23 protein-coding genes and 1 tRNA gene are annotated in these 24,419 nt (G+C 59.6%); 14 read left to right on the forward strand and 10 right to left on the reverse strand.

Going from position 1 to position 24,419, the window contains the following annotated elements; all coding sequences use genetic code 11:
- The 5 genes from ICL81_RS01520 to ICL81_RS01540 all read left to right on the forward strand — a co-directional run bounded on the left by ICL81_RS01520 (position 1) and on the right by ICL81_RS01540 (position 5,931).
- Positions 1–1,026 (forward strand): FKBP-type peptidyl-prolyl cis-trans isomerase, encoded by a 1,026-nt coding sequence (locus ICL81_RS01520; RefSeq protein ID WP_188033215.1) that lies wholly within the window; start codon positions 1–3, stop codon positions 1,024–1,026.
- Between the two features lie 64 nt (positions 1,027–1,090).
- A complete protein-coding gene (gene dxr / locus ICL81_RS01525) occupies positions 1,091–2,179 on the forward strand; it encodes a 1-deoxy-D-xylulose-5-phosphate reductoisomerase (RefSeq protein ID WP_188033216.1) in 1,089 nt (362 codons plus the stop codon).
- A 63-nt stretch (positions 2,180–2,242) separates the two neighbouring features.
- Positions 2,243–3,616: an RIP metalloprotease gene (locus ICL81_RS01530; RefSeq protein ID WP_188033424.1), complete on the forward strand. Its 1,374-nt coding sequence runs from the start codon at positions 2,243–2,245 to the stop codon at positions 3,614–3,616.
- Positions 3,617–3,673: 57 nt separating this feature from the next.
- Positions 3,674–4,804, forward strand: coding sequence for a flavodoxin-dependent (E)-4-hydroxy-3-methylbut-2-enyl-diphosphate synthase (gene ispG, locus ICL81_RS01535; protein WP_188033425.1), 1,131 nt, complete (start codon positions 3,674–3,676; stop codon positions 4,802–4,804).
- 77 nt (positions 4,805–4,881) lie between these two features.
- On the forward strand, positions 4,882–5,931 hold the full coding sequence (locus ICL81_RS01540; protein ID WP_188033217.1) for a TIGR00730 family Rossman fold protein: 1,050 nt from the start codon (positions 4,882–4,884) through the stop codon (positions 5,929–5,931).
- Positions 5,932–5,934: 3 nt separating this feature from the next.
- Here ICL81_RS01540 and ICL81_RS01545 read toward each other — a convergent pair whose 3' ends face one another.
- Complete coding sequence (locus ICL81_RS01545) at positions 5,935–8,301, reverse strand: excinuclease ABC subunit UvrA (protein WP_188033218.1); 2,367 nt, start codon at positions 8,299–8,301, stop codon at positions 5,935–5,937.
- An 83-nt stretch (positions 8,302–8,384) separates the two neighbouring features.
- Here ICL81_RS01545 and ICL81_RS01550 point away from each other — a divergent pair, with 83 nt between their 5' ends.
- On the forward strand, positions 8,385–9,302 hold the full coding sequence (locus ICL81_RS01550) for a type II CAAX prenyl endopeptidase Rce1 family protein (protein ID WP_370566821.1): 918 nt from the start codon (positions 8,385–8,387) through the stop codon (positions 9,300–9,302).
- 27 nt (positions 9,303–9,329) lie between these two features.
- Here ICL81_RS01550 and aroQ read toward each other — a convergent pair whose 3' ends face one another.
- Complete coding sequence (gene aroQ / locus ICL81_RS01555; RefSeq protein WP_188022747.1) at positions 9,330–9,773, reverse strand: type II 3-dehydroquinate dehydratase; 444 nt, start codon at positions 9,771–9,773, stop codon at positions 9,330–9,332.
- A gap of 62 nt (positions 9,774–9,835) precedes the next feature.
- On the opposite strand from aroQ, the gene trmB reads away from it, so the two are divergent.
- Together trmB and ICL81_RS01565 are read left to right on the forward strand one after the other, a co-directional pair.
- Positions 9,836–10,606, forward strand: a complete 771-nt coding sequence (gene trmB / locus ICL81_RS01560; RefSeq protein WP_370566815.1) for a tRNA (guanosine(46)-N7)-methyltransferase TrmB — start codon at positions 9,836–9,838, stop codon at positions 10,604–10,606.
- Between the two features lie 197 nt (positions 10,607–10,803).
- Positions 10,804–12,165, forward strand: coding sequence for an MFS transporter (locus ICL81_RS01565; RefSeq protein WP_188033219.1), 1,362 nt, complete (start codon positions 10,804–10,806; stop codon positions 12,163–12,165).
- A 225-nt stretch (positions 12,166–12,390) separates the two neighbouring features.
- Here ICL81_RS01565 and trxA read toward each other — a convergent pair whose 3' ends face one another.
- Complete coding sequence (trxA, locus tag ICL81_RS01570; protein ID WP_188033220.1) at positions 12,391–12,774, reverse strand: thioredoxin; 384 nt, start codon at positions 12,772–12,774, stop codon at positions 12,391–12,393.
- Positions 12,775–12,855: 81 nt separating this feature from the next.
- Entirely contained in the window at positions 12,856–13,041 is a 186-nt protein-coding gene (locus ICL81_RS01575; RefSeq protein ID WP_188022744.1) for a hypothetical protein, read from the reverse strand.
- Between the two features lie 178 nt (positions 13,042–13,219).
- Here ICL81_RS01575 and ICL81_RS01580 point away from each other — a divergent pair.
- A tRNA-Arg gene (locus ICL81_RS01580) sits at positions 13,220–13,292 on the forward strand.
- Positions 13,293–13,370: 78 nt separating this feature from the next.
- On the opposite strand, the gene ICL81_RS01585 is transcribed toward ICL81_RS01580, so the two are convergent.
- The 3 genes from ICL81_RS01585 to ICL81_RS01595 all read right to left on the reverse strand — a co-directional run bounded on the left by ICL81_RS01585 (position 13,371) and on the right by ICL81_RS01595 (position 17,257).
- Positions 13,371–14,120: a site-specific integrase gene (locus ICL81_RS01585; RefSeq protein ID WP_188033221.1), complete on the reverse strand. Its 750-nt coding sequence runs from the start codon at positions 14,118–14,120 to the stop codon at positions 13,371–13,373.
- Positions 14,121–14,229: 109 nt separating this feature from the next.
- Positions 14,230–14,409, reverse strand: a complete 180-nt coding sequence (locus tag ICL81_RS01590) for a hypothetical protein (protein ID WP_188033222.1) — start codon at positions 14,407–14,409, stop codon at positions 14,230–14,232.
- 2,095 nt (positions 14,410–16,504) lie between these two features.
- Positions 16,505–17,257, reverse strand: a complete 753-nt coding sequence (locus ICL81_RS01595; protein ID WP_188033223.1) for a DUF4238 domain-containing protein — start codon at positions 17,255–17,257, stop codon at positions 16,505–16,507.
- A gap of 159 nt (positions 17,258–17,416) precedes the next feature.
- Between ICL81_RS01595 and ICL81_RS01600 the strand changes: the two genes are divergently transcribed.
- Positions 17,417–17,995 (forward strand): DUF1643 domain-containing protein, encoded by a 579-nt coding sequence (locus tag ICL81_RS01600; protein WP_188033224.1) that lies wholly within the window; start codon positions 17,417–17,419, stop codon positions 17,993–17,995.
- Positions 17,996–18,171: 176 nt separating this feature from the next.
- A complete protein-coding gene (locus tag ICL81_RS01605; protein ID WP_188033225.1) occupies positions 18,172–18,672 on the forward strand; it encodes a hypothetical protein in 501 nt (166 codons plus the stop codon).
- Positions 18,673–18,917: 245 nt separating this feature from the next.
- Here ICL81_RS01605 and ICL81_RS01610 read toward each other — a convergent pair whose 3' ends face one another.
- Both ICL81_RS01610 and ICL81_RS01615 read right to left on the reverse strand, forming a co-directional pair.
- Positions 18,918–19,166 carry a hypothetical protein gene (locus ICL81_RS01610; protein WP_188033226.1) on the reverse strand — a complete coding sequence of 83 codons (249 nt, stop codon included), beginning with the start codon at positions 19,164–19,166 and terminating at the stop codon, positions 18,918–18,920.
- A gap of 81 nt (positions 19,167–19,247) precedes the next feature.
- Complete coding sequence (locus tag ICL81_RS01615) at positions 19,248–19,604, reverse strand: hypothetical protein (protein WP_188033227.1); 357 nt, start codon at positions 19,602–19,604, stop codon at positions 19,248–19,250.
- Positions 19,605–20,125: 521 nt separating this feature from the next.
- Between ICL81_RS01615 and ICL81_RS01620 the strand changes: the two genes are divergently transcribed.
- On the forward strand, positions 20,126–21,916 hold the full coding sequence (locus ICL81_RS01620; protein ID WP_188033228.1) for an integrin alpha: 1,791 nt from the start codon (positions 20,126–20,128) through the stop codon (positions 21,914–21,916).
- Entirely contained in the window at positions 21,913–23,124 is a 1,212-nt protein-coding gene (locus ICL81_RS01625) for a hypothetical protein (protein WP_188033229.1), read from the forward strand. Before ICL81_RS01620 ends, ICL81_RS01625 begins: the two co-directional genes overlap by 4 nt.
- Before the next feature lie 91 nt (positions 23,125–23,215).
- Here ICL81_RS01625 and ICL81_RS12115 read toward each other — a convergent pair whose 3' ends face one another.
- On the reverse strand, positions 23,216–23,512 hold the full coding sequence (locus ICL81_RS12115) for a lactococcin 972 family bacteriocin (protein ID WP_188022679.1): 297 nt from the start codon (positions 23,510–23,512) through the stop codon (positions 23,216–23,218).
- A gap of 279 nt (positions 23,513–23,791) precedes the next feature.
- On the opposite strand from ICL81_RS12115, the gene ICL81_RS01635 reads away from it, so the two are divergent.
- The gene (locus ICL81_RS01635; RefSeq protein WP_188033230.1) at positions 23,792–24,415 is read left to right on the forward strand and encodes a hypothetical protein; all 624 of its coding nucleotides are present in this window, start codon (positions 23,792–23,794) and stop codon (positions 24,413–24,415) included.
- Positions 24,416–24,419 lie beyond the last annotated feature (4 nt).

Here is a 24,419-nt window from a genome sequence, read left to right on the forward strand (position 1 = left end):
GTGAAGCGCAAACACGTCATCGTTCCCGCTGTGGTTGCGACCGCGGCACTTCTGCTGACCGGCTGCTCGTCGTCGAACGGCCCGAGCAAGGATGCACGCGGCGAAGCCTGCATCGCGTCAGGTTCCGTCAGTGACTCGATCAAGGTCAAGACGAGCGAAGATACTCCGTCGCTCGAAACCAAGACCCCGATCAAGGCCACTTCGGTAGAACGCACGGTTCTCAAGGCAGGCAAGGGTGATGTCGTCGAAGACGGCGCATCGATCAACATCTCGTTCCTCGTGTACAACGGTGCTGACGGTGCGGCAATCAACGGTGCGAGCGAGACGCCCGTGCAGAACACCCCCGGTCTCTACACCGGCACCGAGTGGGTAGATGACCTCATCCGCTGCGCCGTTCCCGGCCAGCAGGCGGCACTCACCATGCCCGCAACAGACTTCTTCGGTGAAGACCTCGCAGCAGCAGGTGCACCCGAGGGCGTGAAGAAGGACACCGCGATCGTGGTCGTCGCCGATTTCACCGCAGCAGCAGACACCGAGCCCGACACCGGTGGCAGCTCGGACTCGCTGAGCCCCGATCAGTTGCTCAAGAAGGCAGAAGGCACCGCAAAGGCGGCGCCCGAGGGCTTCCCCAAGGTTGAGCTCGCAGAAGATGGCGAACCCACCATTACCATGCCTGAGGGCGTAGCCGCTCCCACCAAGCTCGAGATCGCAACGATCATCGAGGGTGAGGGAGACGTCGTCAACCCCGGCGACACCGTATACGTCAACTACAAGGGTGTCATCTGGAGCACCGGCGAAGAGTTCGACTCGAGCTGGAGCCGTGGCGAGCCCACCCCGTTCCCGACGACCGGCGTCATCCCCGGCTTCCAGAAGGCGCTCGAAGGCCAGAAGGTCGGCTCGCAGATCATCTCGATCGTTCCTCCCTCGGAAGGCTACGGCGCAGACGGCCTCCAGCAGATGGGCCACGCGCCTGACGCGGTCATGGTCTTCGTCCTCGACATCGTCGGATTGCTTCCCGCGAAGTAGTCAGGTCTGACCCCGCCAAGGCGGGCGTCACGCAGACGAGAGACGCGCCTCATACAATTGCTGTATGAGGCGCGTCGTTATTTTGGGGTCAACTGGTTCGATCGGTGTGCAGGGGCTCGATGTGATTCGGGCGAACCCTGACAAGTACGAGGTCGTTGGCCTCGCGGTCGGCAACAACGTCGAGCGCATGCGCGAGCAGGCCGCAGAGTTCGGCGTGCGTCACTCCGCGGTCGGCGCTGACGAAGCCGCCCAGCTGGTGCGCGATGTTGATGCCGATGTCGTGCTCAACGGCATCACGGGTTCGGTTGGCCTCGGCCCGACCCTCGCAGCGCTCGAGAGCGGTCGCACGCTCGCGCTCGCAAACAAGGAATCGCTCATCGTCGGTGGCGATCTCGTCACGAAGCTCGCGAAGCCGGGCCAGATCGTGCCCGTCGACTCAGAGCACTCAGCGATTGCGCAGGCGTTGCGCTCTGGCGAGAAGCACGAGGTGCGCCGCCTCGTGCTGACGGCGTCTGGCGGCCCCTTCCGTGGCCGCAGCCGCGCTGAGCTCGCTGACGTGACCCCCGCGCAGGCGCTCAACCACCCGACGTGGGACATGGGTCGCGTCGTCACGACAAACTCCGCCACGCTCGTGAACAAGGGTCTCGAGGTCATCGAGGCGCACCTGCTCTTCGACGTGCCGTTCTCGGCTATTGACGTCGTGGTGCATCCGCAGTCCATCGTGCACTCGATGGTCGAATTCGTCGACGGCTCCACCATCGCGCAGGCGTCGCCGCCCGACATGCGTCTTCCGATCGCGCTCGGACTCGAATGGCCGAACCGCGTTCCCGGAGTTGGCGCACCCCTCGACTGGACCAAAGCCACCTCATGGGACTTCCAGCCCCTCGACGCAGAAGCCTTCCCCGCCGTCGACCTCGCGAAGCACGTCGGTCAGGCACGACTGACCTATCCCGCGGTATTCAACGCGGCAAATGAAGAGGCCGTTGATGCATTCCATGATGGGCGGATCGGTTTCCTCGACATCGTCGACACCGTGCGTGAAGTTGTCGACCAGCACGAAGCACCCGCGACCCTCACGATTGAGACGCTTTCTGAAGCTGAACGTTGGGCACGTGAGCGTGCGCAGGGCGTCATTGCCGCTCGCGGGAAGTGAACGTAGGGAAAGATCCGCGCCACTCGGCGCAGCCACAGTGTTGAGCGGTAGCCTGACACGGTGATGGACATTCTGCTGTACGTGCTCGGCATGCTCATTCTGGTTGTCGGCCTCGCCCTCTCTATCGGGTTGCACGAAATCGGACACCTGCTTCCGGCGAAGCTGTTTGGGGTGCGGGTTTCGCAGTACATGCTGGGTTTCGGCAAGACGATCTGGTCGAAGCGCAAGGGTGAGACTGAGTATGGCGTCAAAATGATTCCGCTTGGTGGTTACGTCGCGATGAGCGGCATGTACCCGCCGAAGAAGCCTGGTGAGGCGCCGCGCGACTCAACAACCGGCTTCATGAACTCCGTCGCCGAAGAGGGCGCGACTGCGGTGCGCAGCAAGGGTATTGGTGCGCTCGTTGACGATGCGCGCGAGGCGAGTGCAGAGACGATCGTCGACGGTGAAGACCACCGCAGCTTCTACCAGCTTCCCGTCTGGAAGAAGATCGTCATCATGCTCGGCGGTCCGTTCATGAACCTCGTGATTGCATTCCTCTGCTTCACGGTGTTCCTCACCGCCTTCGGTCTGCCGCAGAACACGACGACGCTTGGCAGTGTCAGCGCATGTCTTGTGCCAGCGAACAGCTCAGCAACAGAGTGCACGAACGAGTCACCCGCGGCCCCCGCTGCCGCGGCCGGCCTGCAGCCGGGCGACCGCTTGCTCGCACTCGATGGCGTTGAAGTTACTGACTGGGCGCAGTTCCGTGACACGATCGGGGAAAAACCAAACCAGGCAATCGAAGTGCTCGTCGAACGCGACGGGAGCGAGCAGACGTTCACGCTCGTCCCCGCGTCGAATGAACGCACCATGACCGATGCCGAAGGCAACGTGTTGAAGGATGCAGACGGCAAGGCGCGTACCGAGCTCGTTGGCATGGTTGGTGTGACGCCAGCCAGCGAAATGGTTCCACAGAGCATCACCGAGGTGCCCGCGTACGTTGGCAACAACATCGTGCAGGTGGCAAACGTGATCGTACGCATGCCCGAGCGCATGGTCGCTGTCTGGAACGCGGCGTTCGGACCAGACGAGCGTGAGGTTGACGGCCCCATCAGCGTCGTCGGGGTTGGCCGCCTTGCAGGCGAGGTTGCGTCTCTCGATGCGCCGGTATCTGCACGCGTGCAGACGATGGTCGGCCTGGTCGGCTCGCTGAACGTTGCGCTCTTCGTCTTCAACCTGGTGCCACTCATGCCGCTCGACGGTGGCCACATCATCGGCGCGCTGTATGAGGGCGTGAAACGCCGTCTCGCAAAGCTCTTTGGCAAGCCAGATCCCGGCCCGATTGACACCGCCAAGATGGTCCCCATCACTATGGTCGTGGTGGTTGTGCTTGGCGCAATGACCGCGCTGCTTATCTACGCAGACCTCGTCAAGCCAGTCTCGCTCTTCGGTTAACACCTCAGACACAGCCCAGATCGCTAGACTAGTGATGTGGCAGCAGTAAATTTGGGAATGCCGAAGGTCCCCGAGGTGCTCGCACCCCGGCGAAAGTCGCGCGAGATTAACGTCGGTTCGGTCAAGGTCGGCGGCAACGCACCGATCTCGGTGCAGTCGATGACTACGACGCCGACGACCAACATCAACGCAACGCTTCAGCAGATCGCTGAGCTCACCGCAGCGGGTTGTGACATCGTTCGTGTCGCGTGCCCGTCGCGCGATGACGCAGACGTGTTGCCGATCATCGCGGCGAAGAGCCAGATTCCGGTGATCGCTGATATTCACTTCCAGCCGAACTACGTGTACGCGGCGATCGACGCGGGCTGCGCAGCAGTTCGCGTGAACCCCGGCAACATTCGTAAGTTCGATGATCAGGTGGGTGAGATCGCGCGTCGCGCGAAGGCAGCGGGTACCTCGCTGCGTATCGGCGTCAACGCCGGCTCGCTCGATCGTCGTCTCCTCGAGAAGTACGGCAAGCCGACCGCAGAAGCACTCGTCGAGAGCGCTGTCTGGGAGGCTTCGCTGTTCGAAGAGCACGACTTCCATGACTTCAAGATTTCGGTCAAGCACAATGACCCCATCGTGATGGTGAAGGCCTACCGCATGCTCGCCGAGCGCGGTGACTGGCCCCTCCACCTTGGCGTGACCGAGGCCGGTCCCGCATTCCAGGGCACGATCAAGAGCGCAACCGCGTTCGGTGCACTGCTCGCTGAGGGTATTGGCGACACGATCCGCGTATCGCTCTCAGCTCCTCCCGTTGAGGAGATCAAAGTCGGCCTGCAGATCCTGCAGTCGCTGAACCTACGTGAACGCAAGCTCGAGATCGTCTCCTGCCCCTCGTGTGGTCGTGCGCAGGTCGACGTCTACACGCTCGCTGAAGAGGTCACCAAGGGACTCGAAGGCATGACCGTGCCGCTGCGCGTTGCCGTCATGGGCTGCGTCGTGAACGGCCCCGGTGAGGCGCGTGAGGCAGACCTCGGCGTCGCGTCGGGCAACGGCAAGGGCCAGATCTTCGTGAAGGGTGAGGTCATCAAGACAGTTCCCGAGTCGGAGATCGTTGCGACCCTTATCGAAGAAGCGAACCGCATCGCAGAAGAGATCGGTCACAAGACCGAGTCGGGCGCGCCTGACGTCTTCCTCGGCTAAATGCTTTTCTCAGGCCCCCTCGCGCACACGCTGCGAGGGGGCCTGAGTCGTACCCGGGCAGCTGCTAGGGTGCGAATATGAGTAAGCGACGAATTGCGGATCTTGGTCTCCACGCTGTTCTGAACGAGGAGATTGATCGGATCTTGACCGACGCTGGCATCGAAGCTGACAAAGATTTGGTGGCGCGGATCATCGCATCCGGTCTCGGTCTCGGCCAGGACGAAGCGAGCCGCTTGAATCTCAAAATCTCGGCGGCTGCGCTTGAAGAAATGCGCAAGGCGTTTCGTCTCTTCTCACCGTTCGTGGACAAGCCCAAGGCGACGATCTTTGGTTCGGCACGAACGAGTCCGACTGACCCGCTCTCGCAGCAGGCGGAGGAAGTTGCGCGCCAACTTGCTGACGCCGGGTGGATGCTCGTGACCGGTGCTGGCCCCGGAATTATGGCGGCTGCAAACCTCGGCGCCGGGCTAGACAACTCGCTTGGTGTCTCGATCAGCCTGCCGTTTGAAGCGCCGTCTGAAACCGAGCGCGAAGATCTTCGTGTCACGATGAAGTACTTCTTCACGCGCAAACTCATGCTGGTGAAGGAATCAAGCGCGTTCGTGGCGCTGCCTGGTGGTTTCGGCACCATGGACGAAGTGTTCGAATTGCTCACGCTGCAGCAGACTGGCAAGGCAGAGCCCGCTCCGATCGTGCTGCTCGACAGCTTCGGCGGGAACTACTGGGAACACTTCCGAACGTTCATCATCGATGAGCTGGAAGGCGGCGGTTACACGACGCCTGGTGATCTCGACCGCGTCCTTATTACGCACTCCGCTGACGAGGCTATTGCTGAGGTGCTGCGGTTCTGGCGCAACTACGATTCGATCCGTTGGGTCGGCGATGTACTCGTGTTGCGTCTGCGTGCGATGCCGAGTGACGCCGAAATGGAGTCGCTCAATGCGCGTTTCGGCAACCTGTGCGCCACTGGCGGAATCGAGATCACTGAACCGTTGCCGCCTGAGGTACGTGATGCAGATCAGCTCCACCTTCCGCGGATCAAGCTCACGCTTGAACCACGAAAGGTGGGGGAGCTGCATCGCCTCATTCGAATGCTGAACGACCTGCCCTCGGCTATGAGCGCGTAGGCGCTACTTCACGTACTCGGCGAGGTGTTGGGCAGTGAGTGTCTTGCCCTCGGCGATCAGGTCGGCAGGCGAGCCCTCGAACACGATCTTGCCGCCGTGCGTGCCAGCACCGGGGCCGAGATCGATGATCCAGTCTGCGTGTGCCATGACGGCCTGGTGATGCTCAATAACAATGACACTCTTGCCAGCGTCAACCAGCCGATCGAGCAGCGCGAGGAGGTTCTCGACGTCTGCAAGGTGTAGACCGGTGGTCGGCTCATCGAGCACGTAGAGGTCTGCGTCTTCGAGCATGTGGATGGCGAGCTTCAGGCGCTGACGTTCCCCGCCTGACAGCGTTGAGAGCGGCTGGCCGAGCGAGAGATAGCCGAGGCCGACATCGACGAGCCGGTCGAGGATCTTGACGGCCTTGGGAACCTTGCTCTCAGCAGCGGCGAAGAAGTCTCGCGCATCGCTCATTGAGAGTTCGAATACCTCGGCGATGTTCTTACCGCCGAGCGTGTACTCGAGCACGTCTGCTTGAAAGCGCTTTCCCTCGCACACCTGGCACACGTTCTCGACGGTTGCCATCATGCCGAGATCGGTGACGGTCGTGCCGGTGCCCTTGCACTCGGGGCAGGCACCCTCTGAGTTTGCGCTGAAGAGCGCGGGCTTGACGCCGTTCGCCTTGGCGAATGCCGTGCGCACGGGATCGAGCAAGCCCGTGTAGGTTGCGGGGTTCGAACGCTTGGAACCCTTGATCGCGCCCTGGTCAACCGCGACGACCCCTTCTTGATTGGCGACATAGCCATTGATCAGGGTGCTCTTGCCAGAGCCAGCAACGCCAGTTACCACGCAGAGCACGCCGAGCGGAATGTTGACGTCGACCGATTGCAGGTTGTGGCGGTCTGCGCCACGCACCTCAAGCGCGCCAGTTGCCGAGCGCACCGACAGCTTGAGCGCCGCACGGTCGTCGAAGTGACGGCCGGTGAGGGTATCGGAGGAGCGAAGCTCTTCGACGGTGCCTTCGAAGCAGATTTCGCCGCCACGGGAGCCCGCACCGGGGCCAAGATCGACCACGTGATCGGCAATCTCCACCATTTCTGGTTTGTGCTCGACGACGAGCACGGTGTTGCCCTTGTCACGAAGCTTGAGGAGCAGGCCATTCATGCGCTGAATGTCGTGCGGGTGGAGGCCGATCGAGGGCTCGTCGAACACGTAGGTGGCGTCGGTGATGGGCGAACCTAGGTGACGAATCATCTTGGTTCGCTGCGACTCACCGCCCGAGAGTGTGCCTGCTGCACGGTCAAGGCTCAGATAGCCGAGACCAATTTGCACGAATGAGTCGAGCGTATCGAGGAGCTTCGCGAGCAGGGGAGCGAGCCCCGGCTCGTCAATCGAACGCACCCACTCTGCGAGGTCAGAGATTTGCATAGCGCAGGCGTCAGCGATGCTTTTTCCGTTGATTTTCGACGAGCGCGCGCCAGCGTTCAGGCGGGTGCCCTCGCACTCCGGGCACGTGCGGAAGACGATCGCGCGATCAACGAATGCGCGCACGTGCGACTGCATCGCCTCGCGGTCTTTTGCCAGCATCGACTTCTTGATACGGGGAATCATGCCCTCGTACGTGAGGTTGGTGCCGTCGACCTTGATCTTGGTGGGCTCTTTGTAGAGCAGATCATCGAGCTGCTCGGGCGTGAAGTCACGGATGGGGATTTCCATCGGGAGGACTCCGCCGAACACGCGGCCGTACCAGCCGTCCATGCTGAAACCGGGCACCTTGAGTGCACCGTCACTGAGCGACTTCGAGTCGTCGTACACCTCGGTGAGGTCAAAGTCACTGACCGAGCCGCGGCCTTCGCAGTGCGGGCACATGCCGCCGACGACCTCGAAGCTGCGGCGTTCCTTGACCTTCTTGCCGCCCTTTTCGAACGTCACCGCGCCGGCACCTGAGATTGAGGCAACGTTAAACGAGAACGCATTGGGGGAGCCCAGATGCGGCGTACCGAGGCGCGAGAAGATGATGCGCAGCATCGCGTTCACGTCGGTTGCCGTGCCGACGGTCGAGCGTGGGTTTGCACCCATGCGTTCTTGGTCAACAATGATCGCTGTGGTGAGACCTTCAAGCACGTCGACATCAGGTCGATCTTGGCTCGGCATGAAGCCCTGCACGAAGGCGCTGTAGGTCTCGTTCATGAGACGCTGCGACTCTGCCGCAATCGTCGCAAATACGAGTGAGCTCTTGCCTGAGCCTGAGACACCGGTAAACGCGGTGAGGCGCCGCTTCGGGAGCTCAATGCTCACATTCTTCAGGTTGTTCTCGCGGGCGCCACTCACGATGATGCGTGTGTGGCTGTCAGCAGGGTGCAGCTGGGATTCGGTGCGATCGGTCATGGAAATAGCGTACTTCGGACCACTGACATTGAGCGGTACGAATTCACGTTTTCCTCAAGGCACTGGGATAGCCTCAGAGAGTGATCGACCCCATTGCGTCTGCAGCGCCTAGCACGTTCGTGCCCAGCGTCAAGTCGTGGCACGTCATTGCTGCGGTGCTGACGGTGCTCGCTGCTCCCGCGTTCTATGTCTTCGGTGACATCTGGGCCGGTGTCATCTTGCTCGGGCTTGGCCTCGCCGCGGCCTGGTACGCCGACCGTGGCGGCTGCGTAGACACGGCGACCGGTGCGAGTTGCTCGGTGCCGCTGCCGCGATCCGCGCCCGGTGAAGCACGCCCGCCCAGCCTGTTGCGTGACCTGTCGCTCATTGCGATAGGGCTCGGGATTATCAGGCTGATCCCGCTCGCGGCGGAACTTGACAACTGGTCGATGGTGCGGTTCACCCTCGCGCTCGGTGGCGCGGTTCTGGTGCCGTACCTGGTCTCGCGGTTTGTCTATCTCGATCGCGCGACCGGATTTCCGTGGCGACCGGGTCTGCCCTGGGGGCGCCTGCACTGGACCTGGCTCGCGGCCGTGGTCGTGCTCGCGTGGCTCATCCTGCCGTGGTACTTCATCACGTCGGGGGTATACGTGAACTGGCCCGTCGCCGACGATGCGAACCTCATCACGCGCCTGTTTGTTGGCGTTGGCGCGGTCGGGATCTGGGACGAACTCTTCTTCATCTGCACGGTCTTCCACGTGCTGCTGCGCCACTTCCCGGTCTGGCTCGCGAACATGCTCCAGGCGGTGGTGTTCGTGTCGTTCCTGTGGGAGCTTGGCTACCGGTCTTGGGGGCCGTTGCTCACAATCCCGTTCGCGCTCGTGCAGGGAATTATTTTCGTCCGCACCCGCTCGCTCGGCTATGTGGTGACGGTGCACCTCATCTTTGACGCGATTGTGTTTGCAGTGCTGGTGCACGCTCACAATCCGGGTATGCTGAATATCTTCCCGCTCGTGGGGTAGCGGGTATTGGCGGATCAGCGCCAGTGGCTATTGGCCCGCGAGCAGCGCCGCGATCCGCCGAACAGCGAACTCGTAGCCCTGCACGCCGCAGCCCACGATCACGCACTTCGCGATGGGGGAGACGTAGGAGTGGTGACGGAACTCCTCGCGCGCGTGCACGTTTGAGATATGTACCTCTGCGACGGGCAGTTCTGCGGCGATGAGCGCGTCGAGAATCGCCACCGACGTGTGCGTGAACGCTGCCGGGTTGATGACGATCGCCTCGCAATCCGTGCGCGCGGCATGAATCGCGTCGATGATGTCGCCCTCGTGGTTTGACTGCATCGCGCGCACCTCGAGGCCGAATTCGGCAGCGGTGTTGGTGACGAGATCAACTACGTCTGCCAGGGTCTCGTGGCCGTAAATGGCAGGCTCACGCGTGCCGAGCATGTTGAGGTTCGGGCCATTCACGAGCAGGATGCGGCGAGTCATAATCCCCATGTTAGTGCGCTCGCTTTGCGGTGTCTCAGTAAGCCCGACTACCGTTGTTCTTTGTGAGTGAAGATCAGAACCAGAATGTGGCCGCAGAGAACGAACACTCGGCCCGCCACAACAACCCCGAAACGTTCCGCGATGCCCCGGTGTCGTTCGTGCGCCGTAACGGCCGGACGACCGATTCGCAGGAGCGTGCGTGGGAGGAACTGAGCCCCCGCTTCCTGCTCGACATCCCGCACGGCCCCGCAACCGCGAGCCTCGCTGAGGGTGTCACGGGCGACCCCGAAGAGCTGTACGGCCGCAAGTCTCCGCTCATCGTTGAGGTCGGCTCGGGTCAAGGCCACGCGATCCTGAACGCAGCAGAGAACAACCCTGAAACCAACTTCCTTGCGGTTGAGGTCTACACGGGTGGCCTTGCGCGCACGATGATTCGTGCTGAGCGCCTCGATCTCGACAACCTGCGCCTCGCAGAGGTCAACGCACCCGAGCTGCTCGAGCGTTACCTCCCTGAGTCGTCGGTTGACGAGGTGTGGGTCTTTTTCCCGGACCCCTGGCCCAAGACCAAGCACCACAAGCGCCGCCTCATTAGCCCTGAGTTCGCTGCGATTGTGCACCGTGCGCTGAAACCCGGTGGCATCCTGCGCACCGCGACTGACTGGCAGGAGTACGCGGACCACATGCGCGAGGTCATGGACGCAGTACCGCAGTTTGAGCGCGCATTTGCGGGCGAATGGGCCGAGCGCTTCGACGGTCGCATCCTCACCGCCTTCGAGCAGAAGGGTCTCGACAAGGGCCGAGATATTCGCGATCTCACTTATCGTGCGGTCTAAGCGCCACTGAATGCATGGGGGCGGATCCGCCCCAGCGAACGAAATCCCGCCCGGTTCCAGCACGTGGACCGGGCGGGATTTCGCGTCTTTTCGGGGTGCGCTATCCCTGACTGACAGCGTGGGTAACATGATCCGCCCACTATGAATGTCATTAATATGTCGGACATGCTTGTGAAATCTGGCTTATGTTTCCAGGTATGTCCGAACCACACCAGACGACTCCAGAGTCGGTCTCGCAGCGCCTTGACGCGCTGCCCTTCACCCGTAAGCACCGCAAGATTCTTGTCGGCTCCGGCATTGGCTGGGCGCTCGACGCGATGGATGTCGGTCTCATCTCGTTCATCGTCGCCGCGCTCATCGCGCAGTGGGAGATTACCAAGGGCGAGGCTGGCCTCGTCGCTTCGATCGGCTTTGCTGGCATGGCGATCGGCGCAAGCTTCGGTGGCCTGCTCGCTGACAAGATCGGTCGCCGCCAGGTGTTCGCGATCACGCTCCTTATCTACGGTCTCGCAACCGGTGCGAGTGCGCTCGTTGGCGGCATCGGCGTTCTGCTTGTCTTCCGCTTCTTCGTTGGCCTGGGACTCGGTGCCGAGCTCCCGGTCGCATCGACGTACGTCAGTGAGTTTGCGCCGGCACGAATCCGCGGCCGCATCATCGTCATCCTAGAAGCGTTCTGGGCTGTTGGCTGGACCGCATCGGCACTCATTGGTTACTTCGTAGTCCCCGCATCTGACAACGGCTGGCGCTGGGCCTTCGCGATCGGCGCGATTCCCGCGGTGTACGCCCTCATTGTGCGCTGGGCACTGCCTGAGTCGCCGCGCTGGCTCGCCGGCCGTGGCCGCCTCGACGAGGCTGAGAAGATCGTTGCTGACTTCGAGAAGTCGGCAGGCACCGCACGTATTGCACAGGCTGCTCCCGAGGTCGAAGAAAACCCCGCAGAGCAGATTGGTGCCCCGGGCAAGTCACGCGTTGGGGCGCTCTGGTCGAAGGAATTCCGTGGTCGCACCGCGGCGATCTGGACCGTCTGGTTCTGCGTGAACTTCGCCTATTACGGTGCGTTCATCTGGATCCCGAGCATCCTCGTTGATGCTGGCTTCCCGCTCGTGAAGTCGTTCGGCTTCACCCTCATCATTACCCTCGCTCAGCTGCCAGGCTACGCCGTCGCCGCATGGCTCATTGAAAAGTGGGGCCGCCGCCTGACGCTGTCGGTATTCCTTGTCGGATCGGCCGCCTCGGCGATCGCCTTCGGCACCGTGCACAGCGAGCCTGCGATCATCGCCTCTGGCATGGCGCTGTCGTTCTTCAACCTTGGCGCGTGGGGCGCGCTGTACGCGGTCACCCCCGAGCTGTACCCGACCTCACTGCGCGGCACCGGAGCTGGCTGGGCCGCAGGCGTCGGCCGTATCGCGTCGATCATTGCGCCGCTGCTCGTGCCTGTGCTGCTCGTGGCTGGCGGATCGGGCGTCACCTTCGGCGTCTTCGCTGTCTTCTTCTTCATTGCGGCCGCGGCCGCTTGGGGACTGGTGGAGCGCGGTGGTCGAGCGCTTGATGCGCGCTAGCGGATCCGCCCACACATAACGAGGAGGGGCAAGCACCTAGCGGTGCTTGCCCCTCCTCGTATTCCAGCAACGCAATTAGGCGTTGCAGCTGCAGCGATCTGCCTCAGCGACGCCCGCAAGCGCCTCCTCGATGTGGCTGCCGCAGCCAGCCCAGGTCGGCTTGTTGCAGTTCTCGCAGGTAACTCGTGCGCACATGGTGTGATTCCTTAAATATTGTGTGAGTGATTAGTTGGCGGAGTCGGCGTTTGCCGCTTCCTGCTCAGAAATCTGGCGACGGACATCGTCCATGTCGAGGTCGCGAGCGCCCTGAATGAGCTGCTCAAGCTGCGGGCCAGGCAGTGCGCCGGGCTGCGCGAAGACCAGAATGCCATCACGGAAAATCATCAGCGTCGGAATCGACGTGATCTGGAACTGAGCCGCGAGCTGCTGCTCAGCCTCGGTGTCGACCTTGCCGAACACGATGTCGGCGTGCGTCTCTGAAGCCTTCTCGTAGGTCGGCGCGAAGTTGCGGCACGGGCCGCACCATTCTGCCCAGAAGTCAACGAAGAGGATGCCCTCGGCGTCGACAGCTGCCTGGAAGTTCTCAGTGGTGAGCGTTTTCGTAGCCATAATGATGATCCTTGCAGAAAGAGATAGGAAAAGTCAGTGTAAAAGCGGGTCGGCCGCTCGAAAAGTGCCCGCTGGGGTGACTTAGCGGCCGAACAGGCGCGCGAAGAAACCGGGGCGGCTTTCCTTGGCCGCATTGATTTCGGCCTGGGTGTGCTTGCCGTTGCACCACTGTGCCGCGGGAACGCCGCGCTTGACGGACGAGATGTGCTGGCCACAGCCAGCCCAGGTGGTCTTATTGCAGGTGCGGCAGGTAGTCGCTCGGCACATAGTGGGCGGATCCTTTCGGGGATGGTTCCCGCGCGGTCGCGGGGGTCGGTGTTCGGTGAATTAATAATACCCCTGGGGGTATAAGTTGTGTCAAGTGGGATGGCGTCAATCGGGGGAGATTGTGTGCGGGTGGCGTGGCGGCTTCTTGAAATGCGGTAGGCTCGTTTTGCAAGTGTCCGCCTCCGTAGCTCAGGGGATAGAGCATCAGTTTCCGGTACTGAGGGTCGGGGGTTCGAATCCCTCCGGGGGCACGAGCAAGATAGAGGCTCTGGCCAGGTATTTATTGCCCATCCAGAGCCTTTTTCTATGTGCTTGTGCCGTTCTGTGCGCTAAGCCTCCCCGAACAGGGCCGCGAAGCGATCCACCGCGGTGCGCTGCATGGTTGCAGTGACGTGGCTGTACAGATCCATCGTGATCGCGATAGACCCATGCCCTAGACGTTCCTGTACGATATTTGGATGCTCGCCCAGTGCTAGCAAGATTGTTGCGTGCGAGTGCCTGAGCCCATGCAGCGGCATCTTTGGGAAGGTGTCTTCCTCGAGGGTTTTGTGAGCTTGAGTGATGCGCCGCGTCCTAGTGTCTGTAATGCGTTTAGAGTTGCGCAGCTCACCAGCCTCATTGCCGAAGATGTTCACGCCGGGGCGAACTAGCTCACGGGAGATTTCGGCCTTCGTAGCGCGTAGTACCTTGATTGCCACAAGCAGTGCCGCATCTGCGTCAACGATACGCGCTCGCCCGCTCTTGGTTGACTTCGCCTGACCGCGTTCGGCGCTATCGGCAGCGCGTCTGATCGAAATGCGTGCTGCCTTGTGGTCAACGTCGCTCCAACGCAGCGCCAGGGCTTCACCGCGCCTCATGCCCGTGCTCGCGAGGGCTAGCCAAAGGGGGTGAGATTGGTCTTTGTATGTGTCGCGGTTCCATTCCAGGAAAGCCTTGAGCTGCGGGGCTGTCCACGTCACCATTTCTTCGCGCTCAGCGCGAATGTCCCTACCGGTGGGAAGCTTCACAATCTTCTTGAGGCGTGCCGGGTTCTTGGTGAGAAACCCGTCTTCCATTGCTGCGTCAAGGCTCGCTGCCAACGTGATTGAAGTTTTGTTGACCGTATTTGCGCTGAGTGGTGCGCCGTCTTTGCCCCCGCGCTCACGAAGAATCTTGTAGAGCTTTCAGACTGAGGGGCCGGTGAGCTTGTCAATCGGCCTGCTGCCGATGCATTGGGGAGATGTAGTTGTTGAACTGGCGACGGTATCCAAGCATTGTTGCGGGCGCGAGCGTGAGTGAATCTAGCCACTCCGCGCCGTACTTCTCGGGCGTGGGAACAGCGCCGTGGAATTGCTCATAATTGCTTCGCTTGAGGATCGCCTTCTGCATGGCTTCATCGGCACTCTCCACGTCTGGGAAGCCGCCACGCACAAGCCGCTTCTGGCCTTGCGGATCATCGGATGGGTCAACCGGGACGTAAATCAGGAAGCGCCAACGCTAGCCAGCCTTTGTCATGTAGGGCAGTAGTGAGCCTTCGCCGCGGCGACATGATCGCTTCGTCCCAACATTCGTAAAGCAGGCGACACCGCAAACCTCAGCCCGGGCTCAGCAGAATACGTCGTCAACTAAGGCACAGCAGAATACGTCGAAGAGGGAGTAAGAGGGAGTAAGAGGGAGTAGGAGGGTGGGGCGGTAAGCAACTGAACTGCTCCTCTGAAATTGGAACTGATTTATTCAGTCCAACTCCAGGGGACTAGTTCACAATCGTCCAATCTTGAACCCAGGATGCTTTCGACTCAGAAGGAGGCCCCAATCTGAACGAAGACTAGTGAGATTGAGCGGACGGCGCCTCCCGCTGAATAGCTACATGATGCGCGGAGGAACCCTCAGGGTCGCCGGTCGGATCCTCATCCACGCGAACAAACTCAGGGGCCCGAAACGATTCTCCGGCCTCAAGCGATTCGGGATCGATCATCCAAGTTCGGGTCTTATCCTTCGAACGCTCCCAACCAGCTAGTTCCCCAAACCGGAATCCCGCACCTCTAAGCGAGGCAGAAAGCCGAAGTTCAACTGTGCCTTCAGGTACGGGAGCGGGATTCTTAACCCCTGCTATGTGGCGATTCAATCCATTTGCATGTAGGGACTTGCATCGGCTGCACTTGCAACCGCATCCAGATACGGGGTGGGCCGGTGGCTGACAATCCGAGCAAGCACAAGTGCAGTCACTGTGTTGTTGCTGCTGTTTTGAGCGCTTAAAATTGTCGAGTCTCATGAATCCAAGGACGCATGCGGCTGCAACTAATACAATTACAACGGACGCTAGCAGTGCAAGGCAGGGAGAGAGAGGGGTGTCCCCGAGCTTGATGTTCTTGGCCAAGCCTGGGCCGGCTGCAATGAGGGCAAACGCTCCGGTGATGACTGCGGTGACATCTAGAAACCGCTTCGCGATCGGATACTGCGCAAGGTCTGATGCTGATTGGAATAGTTTGATAGCTCCAGTCAGCGCTGCGAGCCCTAAGGCGATCATTCCAGAGACGTAAGTTAGCCATTCTGCTGAACTATGTACGGTAGCGCTGAGTATCATGTCTGGATCCTATCTTGAAAGCAGTGATCAGCTATGTAGTTGCGTGTTGCCTCGATTTGCCTTGAGATCAAGACTTCGCTGGCAAACACTCGTCGCGATCATTGGGAAAGTTGGGTTTCCCTAGTGCGGTGCCTTGTCCTGCATGCTTGGGCTTGGCTGGGTGGGGGTACCTCCCAGGGGCCAGGGGCAGCACCCGCCGGATAGCAAGTCTCATTCTGCATGCGCTCTGTCGGTGTTTTTCAGCGCGGTTTTGAGCGCGCGCAGGATCGTCTCTGGCGGCATTTTCGTAGGCTGGTTGAGGGTTTATGCCTCCCGGTCTTTTCTGTAGCGTCGTTGGTTTTCGGCATTGCCACCGTGCATGAACTTTCGCATGATTCCGCCACTTATCCGTTACAAATGGCGAGATTGTGGCATAGATAAGCGTTGCGGGTTCTGCTAAGGTGACCTGCATTTGATGCGCGCTGATGCTCGTTACTGTTCGGGCGCTTGCAGAGTCGCAGCGCACCGTAAAAAGCGTTTACATAGTGGACAGTTCCCGCCGAATGTAACGGCTACGAAGCGCTTTGTGTGCGCAAAAGGTAAGATTCCGCTGCAGATCACGGGCCGCATTGCCAGCTCCATCAACCCCGAGACGTGGGAGACAAGGGTCGAAGTCTTGGCCTCAAACGTGGGCAGAGGCGGGGCGACGCCTCGGTGTTGATGAAGTACAAACCCGTCAGCCTATTCAGGTGTTCGTAAACGCGGCGCCTGGTATGGATGAGCAGGGGTTGACGCGATGCATTGTGCGCGAGTTGGAAGACCGGCTCTGACAGTGACCCTATAGCGAGAAGCCCTCGCATCTACTCTTCGGAGCGGGTGCGAGGGCTCTTTGCGTGCTTCCGGAATGCTCTAGGTTTACAACTACCTACTATTTCTCTGCTTACGAGTTCGAGTCCTCTTGTCGTTGGCGTGCACCCATTCTGGAGCGTCCTGCGGACGTCCGATTATCCATCTACGTGAAACTTGGGCAATGTAATTGGTCACCGAAAAGCTGAGGTCGTGCTGTACTTCCCCGACTACCAGCAACATAAAAGGGGAGAGCGGAAAGACTACTGTCGTCAGGTGCTCGTCACGCTTGATACAGATCACAGCGCCGTCACCTGTCATCATCGGATGGGGCTGCTCGACTACCGCCCAATTCCAATTCTCGATTCCCGCATCCCGAAGCGTCACATCGCTAGCGTTCAGATCTTTATGAAGCGAGATCATATCTCCGAGGTTGAACTCGACCTCTTCGAATTCATCCGAATCAAACGATCCGCGTATCACGGAGACTGATAAGTCATTTTGGTCCGCGTAAAGGCCGCGTTCGATAAACATGTCCATAAAGTCCGTCAGGTCTCTACGGTCAGACTGACTGAACTCGGGGTTGGTGCATGCGGCTCGGATTGCCCGTATGCCCCTTGCCTCGATCTGGGAGTAGTGCGCTTCCCTATCGTGTTTCAACACGGCAGTTTGGTAGGCGTACTTCACTATCGTCGCATTTGAAGCGCGGAGGATTAAGGCTCTCTCGTTCTGAATGTCGGCCACATAGATATCCCCGTTCTTATCAGCCCAAGGCAACATGTACGACCTTGGAATGATGTGCGCACGTTTCACTTGACTGCTGCTCATGAAGACATGCTGTCAGATTCAGACACATCGTGACGGGCACGTCCCCCGGCCCGATTTTTCCACACTGGCGGAAACCTGCACTCTGCTGTGCTGTTCGTGTCAGTGAATGTCGCATATGAAGGGTTAAGCCCCAATCCTTGTACTTGCTATCGTCGAATCATGGACGAGTGGACACAGGTATCAAATCAAGATGATTCAGCTAGATTTGAGCTTCACGATGGGAGCTCGAACCCATTGATTTTCATCGGATATAACCCGAGCACGGCAACCCCTGAAAAGTTGGATAAGACACTTGAGAAGCTGCGTGGTCTTGCTTCAAGGTTTCAGTCCGAGGGGACAGCAAACGGGTTTGGTGTGATTGGCGGGCTTCGGATGTTTAACGTCTATCCCGAGCGATCACCGAAGCCTGACAAATTATCTGATCCGGTGATTTCTGAGCTTCACACGGAAAATATGGCCCATATCGCAAAGTCGGTTGACGGGAAAGAGCTCAAGGTGGTTGCTGCGTGGGGAGCGCTGATTGAGAAATACAGGAAGCCTTCCTTGATCCCGCAGTTGATTGAGATTCTTGATTTGGCTGAACTCTCTAATTGCAGTTGGTGGAGTTTGGGGCCGTTAACGAAAAATGGGCACCCGTGGCATCCACGTTTTCGCGATGAAAATGCGGAGCTAACTCCGTTCGACCTTGGCGCCTACAAGTTGGTACTGCGTCGGATCCTTAAGGAACGTGCGAAGTAATTGTGGGAGAGTGGTTGTGAAGGGTTTGGAGATACTTCGTCTGTTTCCAAGCCCTTCACCTGTTTCAGGTGCGTCCCTAAACATCGGCACCATTTTCGCGGCGTCTAATGAATGCCCCCGCCTGTTTTCCCAAACGGGCCTCTCCAATGTGGGAGCGTTGAGTGTAGCCTCCGAGTATGGAGTTAGAAGAGGTGTTTGGCGTTTTGATCTCGGCCTTTGCGGGCTCGCTAGCCGCCGTATTGGTGTCATTTTGGATAGAAGCAAATAGGCAACGGGGCAGGGCGAAGGCTGACCTCATCTATGCGATTAGTCGACACTGTGAGCGCCTTGGCCAGTATTCCTCCGAGTTTTGGGCAGCTGAGGCGTTTGCGCGAACGAAATTTCAAGGTTCGGTTATTCCAGGTGCGCCCGAAAAGCCTTCAATTCGTATTTTGGAGGCGGCGCTTCTTAGCGCAGGAAGCTCAATGGTAGGAGACGCGAAGATGGCTTTAGCGCAAATCGTGAAGCTCGCGAAAGAGGCCGAATCCCAATCGCCAGAAAATCGAGAAGTCATTGCTGAGTGGGAAGCTGAAGCATCCAGGCTTAACGATCTTGCGATCCTCATCGGCCAATGGGACGGGCGTAAGGCGGCGTTACCGACACCTGCGGATCTAGGTCATGCTGCTGTTATGTCCTGATCCCATGCGCTAAGTCATGCACTACCGGCCAAGTATTCGCATGTTTCTCGATGTCAGTTCGGCAGAACACGGGCGTTCGAATCGTTGATTTCATGCTGATTCTTGCTCTTCGGTGTTTTAGCTTGCCGCTATGCCGTCGGGGGTCGAATCCCTCCGGGGGCACGAGTAGGTGCAGAAAGGCCCCTCAACTTCGTTGAATATCAGCGAGAGTTGAGGGGCGTTTCTTTGTTTGGGAGCTTTGTGCCCTATGCGCCATTTGGTTGCGGGACGACTTTGAACATTGGGGCCACTACATCGAGGATCTCGGTGAGGATTTGTTCGCCGCGTTCGGCATTGCCACCGAAATTTCCGGAGGCAACGAGATAGGCGCCACTGGCGGCAACAGCGCGTCGGCAAGCCGAAGCCTGACCGTCGTCCCATGACTCGCAAACGAAGGAATCCTCCGCGTGGCCAGCGTCTGGGGCGACCTCGATCTCAATCAGCCCAGGGTGCACGTAGCCTTCGTACGAGGCGTAAGGTCTAGTGTCGTAGCCCCAGCACTGGAAAACGCCACCGCTGTTGATCTCCTTGAGATGCTATATTGCCTCTTCGCTCGCGTATCGAATGTGCCAGCCGGCGTCCTCTATTCGGATGGGAATTTGGTCGCTGCAAGTTCCCGAGTCCTTGGCCTCGGGCTGTTTTAGAAGCGTGTATTCGCCTACCTGTAGGGGAATGTTCCGGAGGCGGAGCAGTTCATCCTCCGAGTAGGACGGTGCTTCGACCTCTTGTGCTTCTTCCTGAGCAGGCGCAGTAACCTCCTCTGACGCTTCAGGGGAGACATTTTCTGGTTTCGGTGAAGCTTGACCGTCGTTTGCGGTGAGGAGTGAGCAGCCGGCGACTAATAGTGTCGCGCTGGCCGCAAGTGCGGCTGCGAGTAGAGCGGGCCTCTTCATTTGAGAGCTCCTTGTCTGGGTGCCAGTGTTGGATTGTCAAGCTCGAATGCCTGAATTGTAAGCGTCATCGACGGAATCCAAAAGGGTCTCAGTGGATGGGTTGAATCTCAATCACCTTCGGTGGTAGTTCTAATTCAAACGAGGCCTTGATCGGTGGGCTCAAACTTGCGCGTGCCGATCGCTAAGTGGTCGAGATGTGAGCGCGCAGCGCCAAGCGGGATCTGTCAACACCGCTGTGCCGGGGTATCCTCGCGCCCGCAAAACCGAAATTATTAGGCAACACTACTTAACGTCTGATGTATCTGATAGGCTTCATCTGATGAATCCAGATTTGGTGACCTCAATTTCGGAAAACACCAGATCGCAGTACGAAAATCCTCGACTCTCGATTTCGTTTTTAGGCAAGCTTTACCTTATGCTTGGCGTCGCCTGTGTATCTACTATGCGGGAATTGATGCCCGTGTCATGCGCGGGCCGCGAACGAAATGGACCTCATGAGACAACGACATTTGCGGGGCAAAATGAGCCCCGCACTCGCGCTCACAGTGTGCGCGGGACTCGTCGCAACCGCAGGGTTGACCACCGCGTCGGTGCTGGCAACCCCAACACCCAGTGCCGCAGCAGAAGCAGACTTGACCGAGCCTGAACTGCTCCGCGCATGGACAGGTGCGAAGAAGGGCGCCGTCGGCACCGGCCTCACCCCGGAGTCATGCGACTTCACCGGTGACGGCAAGGACGACATCATCGCGAGTGCCTGGCTGTGGAAGCGCGCACCCTTCGGTGACATCGGCGCCGTGTACGTCATCCCCAACGGCACCGACTCTGGTCAGCTCGACGACCCGACCACCGGCATCACCCGCATCGAGGGCCCGCAGAAGACCGACATTTCGGTCGGCTTCCGCGTCTCATGCGGTGGCGACGTGAACGGTGACGGCTTCGACGACCTCCTCATCGACGAAGGCGAAAGCTCACGCGTCTGGGTGGTCTACGGCAACGGTGAACCAGAGAACATCTCGCTCGAATTCCTCGGCGACCGCGGATTCATCATCGACCGCGACGTCGACGTCGACGCCGGTTACGACACTCAGCTCGCTGCCGTTGGCGATCTTGACGGTGACGGCTTCGATGACATCGGCATTCTCTCGCCCCGTGCAAACGGTGGCGTAGGCCAGGTGACCATCGTCAAGGGTCGCGACGGTATCGCAACCGTCCACACGGAGAATGATGACGAGGTGCTCATGCGCCTGAACAACTCCGGCGTCAAGATGATGCGTCTCGCGTTGGCTGGCGATGTAGATGGCGATGGCACGGACGATCTCATCGTCGGCGCACCTGATGCGGCAACGGAAGCTGCCGGCCGTACCTACACCGGTGTCACCTGGATGGTGTCGGGCACGAGCCGCGGTGACGTCGACCTCACCGGCGACTTCGACGGCTTCAAGGTCGAATGCCCAGCGCTCGTCCGCAACCGACTCGGTATGTCGCTCGCGACCGTGGGCGATGTGAACGGCGACGGTTTCGATGACTTCATGATCGGTGGCCCCGGAATGAGCGTGCAGGGCGGATCAGCGATCGTGCTCGGCAGCGATTCGCACGACACCGTCTACACAGACCCCGAATCAACCAACAAGTTCTCGGTCTACAGCGGATCAGCCGACGAGCTGACCGACCGCGGCTGGTGGATCCAGGACACTGCCACAGGAGCATCGAACCTGCTCGGTTTCTCTGTCGCCGCGGATCCCGCACGCGAAGACTATGTCGGCACGCTGGTGGTCGGTGAGTTTATCAAGCACCAGGCATTCGCGCTTCCGACCACCGCACTTGGCGACGACAAGGTTATCGACCTTGCGCAGCTCGGCGAGGACGAAAAGGTCGTCTACAACGACGGCCAGAAGTACCTGGGCCGCACGATCAGCATCGTGCACCAGTTTGGAGCCGACACCTGCACGCAAATCGCGCTCGGCGGTGACGGCAAGGACGGCAATGGATCTTACAACCTCTTCACCGTGCCGTGGGCACAGGATGCAAACTGCCAGGCCACCGAGGAGCCAGGTGAAGAACCCGGTGAGGAACCTGGTGAAGGCGGCAGTAACGGCGGCACCAATGGTGGCGGCGACCAGGGCGGCGGATCCACGCCAAACGACAGCACCAACAACGAAGCTGGCGGATCCGCCAATACCAACAACAACGCAACCACTGGCGCACTGAGCAACACCGGTGCCGAGCTCGGTGGTTGGCTTACGGCTGGCGCCGCACTGCTGCTGATCGGTGGAGCAGTGCTCGCTATCCAGATCCGGAGGAAGACCCGATGAGTATTTCACTACGCAAGACTGGCAAGGTCGCGGCGCTTGCCGTGACCGCGGTCCTCATCGGTGGCGCGCTCGGTGCGACCACGGTTCCGATGGCGGCGACTGCGGTCGAAGGATCCGCGCTCCCGACCTGCTCCACCACCTTCCACGACTCGTTCCAGGCGACCGCCCAGGACGGATCGAAGTACCCCACCTGGCACCCCGCGACTGCGACCGATCCCGCCACCGGCGTCGAGTGTTCCTTCGGCCACGAACACGGTGACGATCCAAGCACGTCAAACATCGCTGCGTGGACGATCGAGAAATTGGGCGGATCGGCAACCGGCATCACCTTCGGTTTCGCTGCACACATGTCGATGATGATCGAGGGATCTCCGCATCGGCACGAGGATCATTACGGGCACAAAGTGTTTGTGTTGAACGACGTCAATCTCGTGCGCGAAGATCGTGAAGGGTACGTAACTTCGTCTGCAGGCACGCCGGTCACCTGCGACTACCTGATCTACACGCATCAGGGATCACACTCAAAAGATGCGCTGAGTAACAACCAGCACGAGATGCTGTATTCGACGAAATGCAACGATGGCACCGAAATGGTCGTGAACACGCTCACGGGATACGGCAACGCGAACGAATACACCGCGAACTGTGACCTTCGCACAGTCACAACTGGCGGATCCGCGCTCCCCAACGGCACCGGCGGCGGCCGCGAGATTCCCGATGCGCAGTGCGTGCAGCAGACGGCTGGGCAGTTCTGGGGTCCGTACGAACTCTGGAAGTCGGATCACACCATCGCGGCCGAGAACGGTGAGGCGCTCGTACGCTTCGATCCCTGGTTCGGCGTGCGCAACCCGTCACGTGTGGGTGGCGGGAGCGAAGCGCTTGCGACCGTGTCACTCTCGGACGCAAGCTGGACAACCTGGCCCTGGAACACCGTGACCGAGGGCGTACAGAAGGAAGACCCCGCGTCGCCCTTCGATGGCGCGCAGCGCGACGTCTACGTGCAGCACTCAACGCTGAACAATGCCGGCGGATCAACCACGGTTTACACCGATGCGTACGGCCAGCGGGCTTCTTCGACGCCGTTCGACGGTGCGATCACGCAGTACGTTGGCGCGGTCTCGAACGCGGATCAGGCCGAGAGCGAGCGCGTAGCTTCGGGCTTCTCGACTGACTACGGCAGCGGCAACGGGGTGCACGCCTCGAACTAAGCTTCGACGAAAAGTGAGAGCCCCCTGCAATGCAGTCTGAGCGTCATGTTGTAGGGGGCCCGCTCGTGCGCTGGAGTGTTAACGATGTCGCTTAGCTCCTATGGAAGTAGGCGGTGTTTCCTGTCTTTGTTCTCGCTACGGATGCGTGGGACCATCTTCCTCGACTGATACCCCATGCCTTTTCGGTCATTCCATACCCATTGCGTGCAGTTGACCCGTGGCGCTCACGTGGATGGTAATAGTCAGAATAAGTGGAAAGCCGGCCTACCCCATACGACCAGGTGCCTCCTTCGGCACCTCTAGTGACCGCATTTGCGGCGCTGCCGCCGGTGAGAGCAGCGCCTCCAATCGCGAGTACAAGGATCATGGCCTTCGTTTTGGTGTTCATTGCTTCACTTTCTGCGATGTGACTGCTTTAACGGAATGGCGCAGCTGGGACCTCTTCCAGGGAAGCACTGCTTTTGGTTCAGCGGTGAAAAGCCGTGAAATGTGCGCCAGTTCTCAGCGAGTATAGGTTTCCGCTTTCGGCGTGAATGGCAGGGCGAGCAACGCTTTCACCTGTCTTGGGAATGCTGTTTTTTGGCGTTCAGATTGCATCATCTGGGTGGAAGGCACGGTCTAGCTATTACTTTCTTGTAGTCACACGCACCAGACCGTGAGGAACACAATGAATGTTATGAACTATGCCAAAATGCCCGTCTTCATTGGCGTTCTTGGGATATCTGTTGCGTTCTTGGTCGGTTGTAGTTCGGTGGCTTCAAATACAGATTCAAGTGAAGTAGTCGCGCGTGATGGGACGACCTTTGAAGGGGCCTGGGCAGCGGAATTTGCAAGAGAATACGAACGCACTTCGGGTCAGGAAGTACGCGAAATTCTGAGTGATGGTCAGATTGCCGATGCTGAGCTGCAGTCGACAACAGAATCGTTTCGTTCCTGCCTAGAACAACTTGGAATAACCATTGTTGATTTCAGCAGTCCAACTGAAATCACCTACAAAGCTCCAAAGAGCCTGGGTGGTGCGGCACGTGAAGATGAACTTGTCACAGCTTGCCTGGATGAGACAGGGCAGGAGGTGGTCTCGTATCTTTACAAGGCGACCAGGGAGAACCCCACTAACAAGGACGAGCAGGAAGACTACGTCGCCTGCCTCATTCGGCTCGGAGCAGTCAGCCCAGATTTCACCGTTCGCGATTATCAATCTGCGTTACCACGTGACTGGTATACGGTGCCTGAAGAAGAGGGTGATGTGGCGCTCGATAAGTGCTACGCGGACCCGAAAGGCGCCAGATGACGAG

Origin of the sequence: Leucobacter sp. cx-328, assembly GCF_014530035.1 — a bacterium.
Lineage (GTDB): Bacteria > Actinomycetota > Actinomycetes > Actinomycetales > Microbacteriaceae > Leucobacter.

Excerpts from the sequence above, each read along its gene's own strand:
- dxr (WP_188033216.1), top strand. The coding sequence starts at position 1,091 with ATGAGGCGCGTCGTTATTTTGGGGTCAACTGGTTCGATCGGTGTGCAG.
- ICL81_RS01530 (WP_188033424.1), top strand. The coding sequence starts at position 2,243 with ATGGACATTCTGCTGTACGTGCTCGGCATGCTCATTCTGGTTGTCGGC.
- ispG (WP_188033425.1), top strand. The coding sequence starts at position 3,674 with ATGCCGAAGGTCCCCGAGGTGCTCGCACCCCGGCGAAAGTCGCGCGAG.
- ICL81_RS01540 (WP_188033217.1), top strand. The coding sequence starts at position 4,882 with ATGAGTAAGCGACGAATTGCGGATCTTGGTCTCCACGCTGTTCTGAAC.
- ICL81_RS01545 (WP_188033218.1), bottom strand. The coding sequence starts at position 8,301 with ATGACCGATCGCACCGAATCCCAGCTGCACCCTGCTGACAGCCACACA.
- aroQ (WP_188022747.1), bottom strand. The coding sequence starts at position 9,773 with ATGACTCGCCGCATCCTGCTCGTGAATGGCCCGAACCTCAACATGCTC.
- ICL81_RS01565 (WP_188033219.1), top strand. The coding sequence starts at position 10,804 with ATGTCCGAACCACACCAGACGACTCCAGAGTCGGTCTCGCAGCGCCTT.
- trxA (WP_188033220.1), bottom strand. The coding sequence starts at position 12,774 with ATGGCTACGAAAACGCTCACCACTGAGAACTTCCAGGCAGCTGTCGAC.
- ICL81_RS01575 (WP_188022744.1), bottom strand. The coding sequence starts at position 13,041 with ATGTGCCGAGCGACTACCTGCCGCACCTGCAATAAGACCACCTGGGCT.
- ICL81_RS01590 (WP_188033222.1), bottom strand. The coding sequence starts at position 14,409 with ATGCAGAAGGCGATCCTCAAGCGAAGCAATTATGAGCAATTCCACGGC.
- ICL81_RS01595 (WP_188033223.1), bottom strand. The coding sequence starts at position 17,257 with ATGAGCAGCAGTCAAGTGAAACGTGCGCACATCATTCCAAGGTCGTAC.
- ICL81_RS01600 (WP_188033224.1), top strand. The coding sequence starts at position 17,417 with ATGGACGAGTGGACACAGGTATCAAATCAAGATGATTCAGCTAGATTT.
- ICL81_RS01605 (WP_188033225.1), top strand. The coding sequence starts at position 18,172 with ATGGAGTTAGAAGAGGTGTTTGGCGTTTTGATCTCGGCCTTTGCGGGC.
- ICL81_RS01615 (WP_188033227.1), bottom strand. The coding sequence starts at position 19,604 with ATGAAGAGGCCCGCTCTACTCGCAGCCGCACTTGCGGCCAGCGCGACA.
- ICL81_RS01620 (WP_188033228.1), top strand. The coding sequence starts at position 20,126 with ATGAGCCCCGCACTCGCGCTCACAGTGTGCGCGGGACTCGTCGCAACC.
- ICL81_RS01625 (WP_188033229.1), top strand. The coding sequence starts at position 21,913 with ATGAGTATTTCACTACGCAAGACTGGCAAGGTCGCGGCGCTTGCCGTG.
- ICL81_RS12115 (WP_188022679.1), bottom strand. The coding sequence starts at position 23,512 with ATGAACACCAAAACGAAGGCCATGATCCTTGTACTCGCGATTGGAGGC.
- ICL81_RS01635 (WP_188033230.1), top strand. The coding sequence starts at position 23,792 with ATGAATGTTATGAACTATGCCAAAATGCCCGTCTTCATTGGCGTTCTT.